Origin of the sequence: Streptomyces puniciscabiei (assembly GCF_006715785.1) — a bacterium.
In the GTDB taxonomy this organism is placed as follows: Bacteria; Actinomycetota; Actinomycetes; order Streptomycetales; family Streptomycetaceae; genus Streptomyces; species Streptomyces puniciscabiei.
The window spans coordinates 4,920,531-4,932,012 of record NZ_VFNX01000001.1 but is presented as its reverse complement, the minus strand read 5'-3'; the positions used below and the strand labels follow the sequence as shown (position 1 = coordinate 4,932,012).

Annotated in this window: 11 protein-coding genes; 3 read left to right on the top strand and 8 right to left on the bottom strand. The window is 68.5% G+C overall.

Annotated elements, in window-relative coordinates; genetic code table 11:
• Positions 1–6: 6 nt before the first annotated feature.
• Positions 7–1,173 (bottom strand): HpcH/HpaI aldolase/citrate lyase family protein, encoded by a 1,167-nt coding sequence (locus FB563_RS22790; protein ID WP_055704052.1) that lies wholly within the window; start codon positions 1,171–1,173, stop codon positions 7–9.
• 188 nt (positions 1,174–1,361) lie between these two features.
• Between FB563_RS22790 and FB563_RS22785 the strand changes: the two genes are divergently transcribed.
• Entirely contained in the window at positions 1,362–2,090 is a 729-nt protein-coding gene (locus tag FB563_RS22785; protein WP_055704053.1) for a TerD family protein, read from the top strand.
• A 117-nt stretch (positions 2,091–2,207) separates the two neighbouring features.
• On the opposite strand, the gene FB563_RS22780 is transcribed toward FB563_RS22785, so the two are convergent.
• The 6 genes from FB563_RS22780 to FB563_RS22755 form a co-directional block, all read right to left on the bottom strand.
• Entirely contained in the window at positions 2,208–2,942 is a 735-nt protein-coding gene (locus FB563_RS22780; protein ID WP_055704054.1) for a TerD family protein, read from the bottom strand.
• A gap of 152 nt (positions 2,943–3,094) precedes the next feature.
• A complete protein-coding gene (locus tag FB563_RS22775) occupies positions 3,095–4,234 on the bottom strand; it encodes a DUF475 domain-containing protein (protein ID WP_055704055.1) in 1,140 nt (379 codons plus the stop codon).
• A 154-nt stretch (positions 4,235–4,388) separates the two neighbouring features.
• Positions 4,389–4,967, bottom strand: coding sequence for a TerD family protein (locus FB563_RS22770; RefSeq protein ID WP_055704056.1), 579 nt, complete (start codon positions 4,965–4,967; stop codon positions 4,389–4,391).
• A gap of 107 nt (positions 4,968–5,074) precedes the next feature.
• Entirely contained in the window at positions 5,075–5,650 is a 576-nt protein-coding gene (locus FB563_RS22765; RefSeq protein WP_055704057.1) for a TerD family protein, read from the bottom strand.
• 148 nt (positions 5,651–5,798) lie between these two features.
• Positions 5,799–6,257 carry a peroxiredoxin gene (locus tag FB563_RS22760; RefSeq protein WP_055704058.1) on the bottom strand — a complete coding sequence of 153 codons (459 nt, stop codon included), beginning with the start codon at positions 6,255–6,257 and terminating at the stop codon, positions 5,799–5,801.
• Positions 6,258–6,390: 133 nt separating this feature from the next.
• Complete coding sequence (locus FB563_RS22755) at positions 6,391–6,828, bottom strand: DUF3052 domain-containing protein (RefSeq protein WP_055704059.1); 438 nt, start codon at positions 6,826–6,828, stop codon at positions 6,391–6,393.
• A 416-nt stretch (positions 6,829–7,244) separates the two neighbouring features.
• Between FB563_RS22755 and aceE the strand changes: the two genes are divergently transcribed.
• Together aceE and FB563_RS22745 are read left to right on the top strand one after the other, a co-directional pair.
• Positions 7,245–9,992, top strand: coding sequence for a pyruvate dehydrogenase (acetyl-transferring), homodimeric type (gene aceE / locus FB563_RS22750; protein ID WP_055704060.1), 2,748 nt, complete (start codon positions 7,245–7,247; stop codon positions 9,990–9,992).
• An 88-nt stretch (positions 9,993–10,080) separates the two neighbouring features.
• On the top strand, positions 10,081–10,824 hold the full coding sequence (locus FB563_RS22745; RefSeq protein ID WP_055704089.1) for a potassium channel family protein: 744 nt from the start codon (positions 10,081–10,083) through the stop codon (positions 10,822–10,824).
• 114 nt (positions 10,825–10,938) lie between these two features.
• Here FB563_RS22745 and FB563_RS22740 read toward each other — a convergent pair whose 3' ends face one another.
• Positions 10,939–11,244 (bottom strand): hypothetical protein, encoded by a 306-nt coding sequence (locus FB563_RS22740; protein ID WP_055704090.1) that lies wholly within the window; start codon positions 11,242–11,244, stop codon positions 10,939–10,941.
• Positions 11,245–11,482 lie beyond the last annotated feature (238 nt).

The window sequence follows — 11,482 nt, the reverse complement described above, 5'->3', positions numbered from 1 at the left end:
CCCGGCTCAGCCGGGTATCCCGGCGGCGAGCAGCTCCACGAAGCCGACGTCCTGGTGGGCCACGCCGAAGACCTCGGCGCGCAGCAGGGTCCGCTCGGCCCAGGCGCGGTGCGGCTTCACCTCGTTCATCTTGTTCGTGTAGGCCGACCGGAGTACACCCCCGCCGCCGCGTTCCGGCCGCAGGATGTCCTGGGCGTCGCTGTACTCCTCGTGGCTGACCACGGACAGCGCGTGGACGGGCAGCACGTGGGAGGGGTGTATGCAGGTCTTGCCGAGCAGGCCGTTGGCCTGGTCCAGGGAGATCTCCCGCAGCAGCCCGTCCATGGCGTGCTCGATCAGCCTCTCGCGCAGCTCGACGGCCTGCACCTCCAGGAAGGGGCTCTGCCTCAGCTGCGGCTTGAACATGCGCTCGGAGACCCGGAAGTACTCCCACACGGGCCCGGTCACGGTGAATCCGGTGCCGTCGGCCCGGCCGAGCATGTTCACGACGTCGGCGATCACGGAGGCGACGATCTGGACGTCGTAGGCGGTCATGTCGGGGGCGCGGCGCAGGCCGTAGCTGGAGCAGAAGTCGGTCACGCCGAGGCGCAGCGCGAGGACCCGGTCGCGGTACTTGTCGACCGCGCGGGCGATGCCCTCCAGGGTGTCCACGCGGGACTCGCGGTAGAGCAGTTCCGGGGACTCCAGGACGGGCATGGCGAACAGCCGGTGCCCGCTGACCGCCTCGGCGGCCGTCAGGGCCTCGAGGAAGGGGATGCCGCGTTCCTCGGTGAACTTGGGCAGCACGAATCCGGACAGCAGCCGGACGGACACACCGAGGCGCTGTACGAGGTCGGGGATCTGCTCGGGCGTGCGCACCCGGATGAAGAGCAGCGGCGGCTCGACGCCGGGCCGGGCGGCCAGGTCGGCGAACTGGCGGACGAGGTTCTCCTCGCCGGCCACGACGTCCGCGTCGTCGATCGAGTCCTCCAGGCACAGCACCATCGAGACCACGCCGTTCCCGGCCTGCTTGACGATGTCGTCGGCGAGCCGCGGCCGGGTGGCCGGGCTGTACAGGGTGGCGCCGAGGGCAGCGGCGAGCAGCCGGGCCGGAGCGTCGGCGGTGAACGCGCACGGCTCCCGGTGGAAGAGGCGCTGCCGCACCTCGGGGGCGATGTGCCCGAAATGACGCATAGGACTCCCTCAGGGTCGCGAGCCCGAGTCTCAGTGTTGGGTAAAGGGTGGCCGGTAATAGTACGTAGGGATCCATGTCGGAGGTTCCCCGCGGGCATGAATTTCCGGTAACTCGCCCGTGTCCGCACCGCTCTGGGACACCACCCCCCGCATTGTCGTGACCAGGACCGAGAAGGCAGGATGACCGCATGACGCACGCGATGCTGAAGGGGTCGAACGTCCCGCTGGAAGCCGACACGGTCCGCGCCGTGCTGCGCTGGACGCCCGGGCAGGGGGTTCCGGACGTGGACGCCTCGGCGCTGCTGCTGGGCCCCGACGGCCGTGTGCGCTCCGACGAGGACTTCGTCTTCTACAACCAGCCCCGGCACCCCTCCGGAAAGGTGTGGCGGCTGGGCAAGAAGCGCGTCGCCGAGGGGCTGACCGACACGATCCAGACGGATCTGCCCGGCGTGGAGCCGGACGTCGGCCGGATCCTGCTGGTCGCGTCCGCGGACGGGATCACCTTCGACCGGGTGCCGGCGCTGTGCATCCTGCTGTACGACGCCGCGGTCGCCGACGCCGAGCCACTGGCCCGCTTCGAGATCAAGCCGGAGACGGGTGCGGAGACCGCGCTGATCTGCGGCGAGCTGTACCGGCGCGGGGAGGGCTGGAAGTTCCGCGCGCTGGGCGAGGGGTATTCGAACGGGCTGAAGGGGCTCGCGACGGACTTCGGTATCTCGGTGGACGAGTCGGAGGAAGAGCCTGAGCCTCCGGCGGTTCCGCAGCAGCCGCCGGCCTACGGGTATCCGCAGCCGACGTCGGCTCCGCCGGCGTACGGGTACCCCCAGCCTGTGGCTGCGCCGGTGCCGGTGGCTGTGGGGCCGGTGGATCCGAACTTCCGGTTGCCTCCGCAGGGGCCACAGTTCATCGGGCGGTGAGTGCGCCCAATGGGTCGGGACCTCATGTGGTTCTGCGACTGCGGGCGCGATGTGGTTTCTCGCGCCCGCGCGGCGGAGCCGCATATCGATACGGCCCCGCGCCCCTTACGGGGCGCCTCACCTGTCCACCTTCGTCTTGTAGCCCCTCCCCCACTGCAGCCCCCATCCGTACAGGCGGTCCAGCTCGCCCTGGAAGCCGTACACGAACTTCACCTCGCGGCGGACGACCAGTTCGCCCTTGATGTTCTCGATCATCACCACCGCGCAGGAGCGGGCCTGGGGATGGCGTTCGTCGAGGCCTATCTCGATGCGGGGGCCGTTGCTGGGGTACAGGGTGACGATGGCGTGGGTGCGGTCGAAGGCCGGGGTCTGGTCGTAGATGTAGACGAAGACCAGCAGGCGCTTGATCGCGTCGCGGTGGTCGAGGTTGACGTACATCGTCTCGCCGGACGCCGAGCCGAAGCGGTCGTCGCCGCTGAGCTTGATGTAGGGCGGTGCGTTGACGTCGCCGAGGTAGTTGCCGAGCGGCTGGACGACGCCCTTGGTGCCGTCGGTCAGTTCGTAGAGACAGCCGAGGTCGAGGTCGACGTTGACCATGCTCTGGCCGTGGCCGAGGACCTCCGGTGGCCTGAGGGCCTTGAAGGGGTGTCGCAGGAGGCTGGTGCGCTGGTTGCTGTCGAAGTCGGAGGTGCGCATCCGCCAGGTGAGGTTGACGCGCAGGTGGCCGGTGGCCGCGTCCTGCTTGGTGAGGGACACCGTCTGGTGCCGCCTGGTCAGTTCGATCGTGTTCGTCGAGTTGCCCGCGTCGAATTCGGCGGCGCTGGCGCCCCGCAGCCCGTCGAAGAAACCCATTCCCGCCCCCAGGTGTTCACGTACTCGTTCACCACGCCGTCGGGGCGGCCGAGCGCGTCGGCCGCCCCGATTCAGAGCGTTCCTCGCCGGGCGGGGTGTCACACCCTGTCACAGCCCGGATCTGTCACGTACCCGTCCCGTAGGGGCCGGGATCACACCCCTGAGGAGACCTCGGTCTTCTCGTCGGTGCCCTCGCCCTCGGCCGCGAGGGCGCGGTTGCGGCGGACGGAGGACCAGAAGGACCAGGCGATCAGGACGACGCCGACGAGACCGGTGACGACCTCGTTGATCTCGTACTGGATGGTGACCATGAGGATCACGGCCAGGGCGCCGATGGCGTAGTGGGCGCCGTGCTCCAGGTAGACGTAGTCGTCGAGGGTGCCCTGGCGGACCAGGTAGACCGTGAGGGACCGGACGTACATCGCGCCGATGCCGAGGCCGAGGGCCATCATCACGATGTCGTTGGTGATGGCGAAGGCGCCGATCACTCCGTCGAAGGAGAAGGACGCGTCCAGGACCTCGAGGTAGAGGAACATGAAGAACGCCGCCTGGCCGGCCAGGACGACCGGCGAGCGCTTCTTGCCGGTGCGGGCGGCCTCTTCCTCCTCCTCGTGCTCGCGCTCCTCCTCTTCCTCCAGCCGGTCCTCGAAGTACCCGGACAGGCCGCCGACGATCATGTAGGTGATCAGGCCGGCGATACCGGCGATCAGGACCGTCTGCGCCTTGTCGACATGGGCGCCTCCGTGCTGGTGGGCCTGGGTGGCGAAGGTGAAGGAGGTGATCAGCAGGACGATCAGCGAGACGCAGACCGACAGCATGTCGATCTTGCCGAGCTTGGCCAGCGGCCGCTCCAGCCACTGCAGCCACTGGATGTCCCGGTCCTCGAAGATGAAGTCCAGGAAGATCATCAACAGGAACATCCCGCCGAACGCGGCGATCGCCGGGTGGGCGTCGGTGACCAGCTGCTGGTAGCGGTCCTTGTCGGTGAGGGCCAGGTGGACCGCGTCGTACGGGTTGAGCTTGGCCGTGAGGGCGACGATCACGACCGGGAAGACCAGCCGCATGCCGAACACCGCGATGAGAACGCCGACGGTGAGGAAGATCTTCTGCCAGAAGGCGTTCATCTTCTTCAGGATGCCGGCGTTGACCACCGCGTTGTCGAACGACAGCGAGATCTCGAGCACGGCCAGGATCGCCACGACGCCGAAGGCCTCCCACCCCCCGTAGAAGACCGCGGCGACCAGGCCGAGCGCGGTGACCGCGAACGACCAGCCGAAGGTTTTCAGAAGCACTGGCTACCCAATCGTGTCAGTACGGGGCTCCCCCGCGCCGTACTCGGCTTTGCTAAACGTTGACCACGAGTGTAGAGGGACACCCGGTCGCTGGTAGCGCCGAGGGCGGTCCTCACCGAAAAGCCACAGCCCGGGCCACGAGGAGGGAGTTCGGCTACGAGACGTTCACCCCGAAGTCGAGGGCGATGCCGCGCAGGCCCGACGCGTACCCCTGACCGACCGCGCGGAACTTCCATTCGCCCTGGTAGCGGTACAGCTCGCCGAAGATCATGGCGGTCTCGGTGGAGGCGTCCTCGCTGAGGTCGTAGCGGGCCAGTTCCTGGCCGTCGGCCTGGTTCACGACCCGGATGAAGGCGTTGGAGACCTGGCCGAAAGTCTGGCCGCGCTCGTCCGCCATGTGGATGGAGACGGGGAAGACGATCTTCTCGCAGTGGGCCGGGACCTTGGTGAGGTCCACGAGGATCGTTTCGTCGTCGCCCTCGCCCTCACCGGTGAGGTTGTCACCGGTGTGCTCGACCGAGCCGTCGGGGCTCTTGAGCTGGTTGTAGAAGACGAACCACTCGTCGCCCAGGACGCGGTTGCCGGCGCCGCACAGCAGCGCGCTGGCGTCCAGGTCGAAGGGGGCGCCGGTGGTGGAACGCGCGTCCCAGCCGAGCCCGATCGTGACGTTCGTGAGGTTCGGTGCGGCCTTCGAGAGGGAGACATTGCCCCCCTTGGCGAGCGTGACGCCCATGATGCTGGTCCTCCCCTAGTGGTGCTTTCCCTGGTTGTCCTGCGCGTCCGGCGCCGACCGTAAACGGTGCGGCGCCGGACGGTGCAGGTGTCGTAACCCTGCCGGGATCAGACGTTGACGCCGAAGTCCTGCGCGATGCCGCGCAGGCCGGAGGCGTAGCCCTGGCCGATGGCCCGGAACTTCCACTCCGCCCCGTGCCGGTACAGCTCGCCGAAGACCATGGCCGTCTCGGTGGAGGCGTCCTCACTGAGGTCGTAGCGGGCGATCTCCTGCTGGTTGGCCTGGTTCACGACGCGGATGAACGCGTTGCGGACCTGGCCGAAGGACTGCTGGCGGTTCTCGGCGTCGTAGATCGACACGGGGAAGACGATCTTCTCGATGTCGGCCGGGACGCCGCTCAGGTTGACCTTGATCTGCTCGTCGTCACCCTCGCCCTCACCGGTGAGGTTGTCACCGGTGTGCTCGACCGAGCCGTCGGGGCTCTTGAGGTTGTTGAAGAAGACGAAGTGCTGGTCGCTGGCGACCTTGCCGGAGTTGTTCAGCAGCAGCGCGCTGGCGTCGAGGTCGAAGTCGGTGCCGGTCGTGGTGCGCACGTCCCACCCCAGACCGACGATGACGGCGGTCAGGCCCGGGGCCTCCTTCGTCAGCGATACGTTGCCGCCCTTGCTGAGGCTGACTCCCACGGGTCCTCCATGTGGTGTCCAGGGGCGGGGAGCCCCGTCGTGCTTCGGATATGGGATCAACGAGCCGATCCTAGTGACGGGTTCCCGCCCCCCGCAGACCCTGGACCCGGAGAATCACAGGTGTCGGCCACGGTCGGCCTACAGGGGCCTAAAGGGTGTCGAGCGCCTTCACGTAGTCGTTCAGGTCGCGCGCGTCCGGCAGGCCGTTGACCACGGTCCACCGCACGACGCCCTCCCTGTCGATGATGAAGGTGCCCCGGACGGCGCATCCCTTGTCCTCGTCGAAGACGCCGTACGCGCGCGAGACGTTGCCGTGCGGCCAGAAGTCGCTGAGCAGCGGGTACTCCAGGCCCTCCTGCTCGGCGAAGACGCGCAGGGTGTGGATGGAGTCGTTGGAGACGGCGAGCAGCTGGGTGTCGCGGCCTTCGAACTTCGGCAGGTTGTCGCGCAGCTCGCACAGCTCGCCGGTGCAGACGCCGGTGAAGGCGAAGGGGTAGAAGAGCAGGACCACGTTCTTCTCGCCGCGGAAGTCCGAGAGCTTCACGGTCCTGCCGTGGTTGTCCTTGAGCTCGAAGTCGGGCGCCTTGTCGCCGACCTGGATCGCCATCGTCGTGCATCCCTTCGGTGGGCCGTTCGGGTTGAGCGCACAGCACACGCTCGGGTCCACCCTACGCAGCGATCACCGGGGCCTTCCGGACGGGCCGGGGCGAAAGCCGGCCCGTCCGGTGGGGGAGAGGAGATCACTTCTTGGACTTGGCTGCCTTCGGCGTGGCCAGCCGGCTTCCGCTCCAGTCCTTGCCCACACTGACGCTCTTCGACGCCGTCAGGCCGGCCGTCGTGGCGGCGTCCTGGATGTCGCTCGGCTCCACGTACCCCGCACGGCCGGTCTTCGGCGTGAGAAGCAGGATCGCGCCGCCCTCTTCGATGTACGTGGTGGCATCCACCAGCGCATCCGTCAGGTCGCCGTCGTCGTCACGGAACCACAGCACAACGGCGTCGGCCACGTCGTCGTAGTCCTCGTCCATGAGGTCGCCCTCGATGGCTTCCTCGATGGCCTCGCGGAGCTCCTGGTCGACGTCGTCGTCGTAGCCGATCTCCTGGACCACCTGCCCGGGCTGGAACCCCAGCCTGGCGGCAGGGTTCGTCCGCTCCTCCGCGTGGTCCGCGGTCGCGCTCACGGGTTGCCTCCTGATCATGTCTTGATGAGTATCTCAGCCACGCGCGTGCGCGAAGCATTGGCCGTAGTCCACACGGGCGGGGCGGATCGCGCAAGTACCCGGCCGTTTGGACCGCCGAAACGGTGACGATCCGGGCCGTGTCGCCGCAACTCCTGGCACCGTATCTCGATTCCGAGTGAGCCACATCACACCGATGTGCCCGGTTTGCACCGTTCGAAATCATCTCAGAATCATCCGGCGATACGCGCCTCGAACACCTTTGCCAAGCCTGTCACACCCCGGGCGTATCGTTGCGTTTTGACCGAGGGAGACCGACGGGTGACACCGAGGAGATGACGTACGCCGCCCCGAGGTACACGATGGGGAACGGTGTAGGCACGAGTAAGAAATCGGCCCTCTGACAGGTAAGGAACAGCGTGGCTTCCGGATCCGATCGCAATCCGATCATCATTGGCGGCCTTCCGAGTCAGGTTCCTGACTTCGACCCCGAGGAAACCCAGGAGTGGCTCGACTCCCTGGACGCCGCCGTGGACGAGCGCGGCCGGGAGAGGGCCCGCTACCTCATGCTCCGGCTGATCGAGCGGGCCCGCGAGCGGCGCGTGGCCGTGCCCGAGATGCGCAGCACGGACTACGTCAACACGATCCCGACCAAGAGCGAGCCGTTCTTCCCGGGCAACGAGGAGATCGAGCGCAGGATCCTCAACGCGACCCGCTGGAACGCGGCCGTGATGGTCTCGCGCGCCCAGCGCCCCGGCATCGGTGTCGGCGGCCACATCGCCACCTTCGCCTCCTCCGCCTCGCTGTACGACGTCGGCTTCAACCACTTCTTCCGTGGCAAGGACGAGGGCGACGGCGGCGACCAGGTCTTCTTCCAGGGCCACGCCTCCCCGGGCATCTACGCGCGCGCCTACCTGCTCGACCGGCTCACCGAGGACCAGCTGGACGGCTTCCGCCAGGAGAAGTCGAAGTACCCCAACGGCCTGTCCAGCTACCCGCACCCGCGCTCGATGCCCGACTTCTGGGAGTTCCCGACCGTCTCCATGGGCCTCGGCCCGCTCGGCGCGATCTACCAGGCGCGGATGAACCGCTACATGCAGGCGCGCGGCATCGCCGACACCTCCAGGTCGCACGTGTGGGCGTTCCTCGGCGACGGCGAGATGGACGAGCCGGAGTCGCTGGGCCAGCTGTCCATCGCGGCCCGGGAGGGCCTGGACAACCTGACCTTCGTGGTCAACTGCAACCTGCAGCGGCTGGACGGCCCGGTGCGCGGCAACGGCAAGATCATCCAGGAGCTGGAGTCGATCTTCCGGGGCGCCGGCTGGAACGTGATCAAGCTGATCTGGGACCGCACCTGGGACCCGCTGCTCGCGCAGGACCGGGACGGCATCCTCGTCAACAAGATGAACACGACCCCGGACGGCCAGTTCCAGACGTACGCCACGGAGTCCGGCGCCTACATCCGCGAGCACTTCTTCGGCGACGACCACCGGCTGCGCGCCATGGTCGAGAACATGACCGACGACCAGATCCTGCACCTGGGCCGCGGCGGTCACGACCACCGCAAGATCTACGCGGCGTTCAAGGCGGCCACGGAACACAAGGGCCAGCCGACCGTCATCCTGGCCAAGACGATCAAGGGCTGGACGCTGGGCCCCAACTTCGAGGGCCGCAACGCCACGCACCAGATGAAGAAGCTGACGGTCGACGACCTCAAGCGCTTCCGGGACCGGCTGCACCTGCCGATCTCCGACAAGGAGCTGGAGTCCGGCGTGCCGCCGTACTACCACCCGGGCCGGGACACGGACGAGATCCAGTACATGCACGACATGCGCAAGCAGTGCGGCGGGTACGTCCCGACGCGCGTCGTGCGCTCCAAGCCGCTGGCGCTGCCGGACGACAAGACCTACGCGACGGTGAAGAAGGGCACGGGCCAGCAGTCCATCGCCACGACGATGGCCTTCGTCCGGCTCCTCAAGGACCTCATGCGGGACAAGGAGATCGGCAAGCGGTTCGTGCTGATCGCGCCGGACGAGTACCGCACGTTCGGCATGGACTCCTTCTTCCCGAGCGCGAAGATCTACAACCCGCTGGGCCAGCAGTACGAGTCGGTGGACCGGGAGCTGCTGCTCGCCTACAAGGAGTCGCCGACCGGCCAGATGCTGCACGACGGCATCTCCGAGGCGGGCTGTACGGCCTCCCTGATCGCGGCGGGCTCGGCCTACGCCACGCACGGCGAGCCGCTGATCCCGGTCTACGTCTTCTACTCGATGTTCGGTTTCCAGCGCACCGGCGACCAGTTCTGGCAGATGGCCGACCAGCTGGCGCGCGGATTCGTACTGGGCGCGACCGCCGGCCGTACGACCCTGACCGGCGAGGGCCTGCAGCACGCGGACGGCCACTCCCAGCTGCTCGCCTCGACCAACCCGGCGTGCGTGGCCTACGACCCGGCGTACGGCTACGAGATCGCGCACATCGTCCAGGACGGCCTGCGCCGGATGTACGGCGGCGACGCCGAGCACCCGCACGGCGAGGACGTCTTCTACTACCTGACCGTCTACAACGAGCCCATCCAGCACCCGGCCGAGCCGGCGAACGTGGACGTCGAGGGCATCCTCAAGGGCATCCACAAGCTGAGCGAGGGCACCTCCGGCTCCGTTCCGGCGCAGGTCCTGGCGTCCGGCGTGGCGGTCCCGTGGGCGCTCGAGGCGCAGCGGATCCTCGCGGCGGACTGGAACGTGCGCGCCGACGTCTGGTCGGCCACCTCCTGGAACGAGCTGCGCCGCGAGGCGGTGGAGTGCGAGGAGCACAACCTGCTGCACCCGGAGGAGGAGCAGCGGGTGCCGTATGTGACGCGCAAGCTCAGCGGCGCGGAGGGCCCGTTCGTAGCCGTGTCCGACTGGATGCGATCGGTTCCGGACCAGATCGCGCGGTGGGTGCCGGGCACGTACCAGTCGCTGGGCGCGGACGGTTTCGGCTTCGCCGACACCCGGGGTGCGGCGCGGCGGTTCTTCCACATCGACGCCCAGTCGATCGTGGTCGCGGTGCTGACCGAGCTGGCCCGGGAGGGCAAGGTGGACCGGTCGGTACTCAAGCAGGCCATCGACCGGTACCAGCTGCTGGACGTGTCGGCGGCGCACCCGGGGGCGGCCGGTGGTGAGGCGTAGGTGTCGCCCGGCTTGACCGGCTGAACGAGGGCGGCGCCCGGAGTACGCGTGGCGCCGCCCTCGTTGCTTTTTCTTTACCATGGCCGACATGAACCATCAGTCGGCACAGGTGCGTTGGGAACGGCACACCCAACGGCCGCTGCTGGCGCTGGCCGTGGCGTTCGCCGTCGCCTATGCCGTACCGATCGTGGACAATCCCGCGAGCCGGTCCCTGACGTTCGTCTGCACCGGCACGGAGTGGGTGGTGTGGGCCGCGTTCGCGGTGGACTACCTGATGCGACTGGCGCTCGCCCCGCGGCGCCGGGAGTTCGTCCGGACGCACTGGATAGACCTGTGCGCCGTGGTGCTGCCCCTGCTGCAGCCGCTGCGGCTGCTGCGGATGGTGTCGACGCTGCTTCTGGTGGGACGCCGGGCCCGGATGGCCTCGCAGATCCGGCTCACCACGTATGTCGGCGGGGCGGTGATCGGGCTGCTGATGTTCGGGTCGCTGGCGGTGCTGTCCGTGGAGCGGGACTCGCCGAAGGGGAACATCCGGACGCTGGGTGACGCGGTGTGGTGGTCGTTCACGACGATGACGACCGTGGGGTACGGGGACCACGCGCCGACGACCGGGCTGGGGCGGATGATCGCCGTCGGTCTGATGCTGTCGGGGATCGCGCTGCTGGGTGTCGTCACCGCGAACATCGCCGCATGGTTCATCTCGCAGTTCGAGAAGGATGATGTGGAGGAGCGGCGGCAGACGCAGGCCATCGCCGATCTGGCCGAGGAGGTTCGCCTGCTGCGGTCGGAAGTGGCTCGGTTGGTGGACGAGCGGGAGCGGCAGCGGAGTTGACGAGTGCCCTGAAGGGCCGCGGGGCCGGACGGGCGGCTCCGCCGTGTGGGCCCGCTGTGGGCCACGACACGGCGGCACCGGCAGGCGGCCCCGTCCATGGCCAGTTGCTGTCGGCTAGAACGGCCCGTGGCCCCACGTCGCCGCGCCCGCCAGGGCGATGACGGCCAGCAACGTGTCGATCGCACCCAGGACCAGCGCCACCAGGGCGGGGATGTCGCGGTCGTTGGACCACTTGCGGCCCATGGCCTGCCAGCCGCAGAACATCGCGAGCGGGCCGAGGGCGATGCCCAGTGCGAAGAAGCCCGCAACGGCACAGATCGTGCCGATGATCCCGAGCGTCGCACGGTCCGGCCCGGTCCGTTGCCACGTCCGGCGACGTGACCGGGGGTACCCGCGCGTGCCGTGCCCGAAGCCCGCCATCATCAACTCCCTGAGGTCCATGGACAGTCCGGCTTCGGTGTGCGGGTACCCCGGTTCCGTCCGGGCAGACCTGCGCGCGCCACCCCCCTCCGGCAGCGCGCGCCGCGGCCCGCGGTCCCCCCATTGCCCTGCGGAGGACTTGACCCACTGTGACCTGCGGCGCGCGCCCGGTGCGAGCGATCTTTAGCGGAGTCACCCTGATAGGGGAAACTCCGCCGGTGGACGCCCGGAAGGAGGG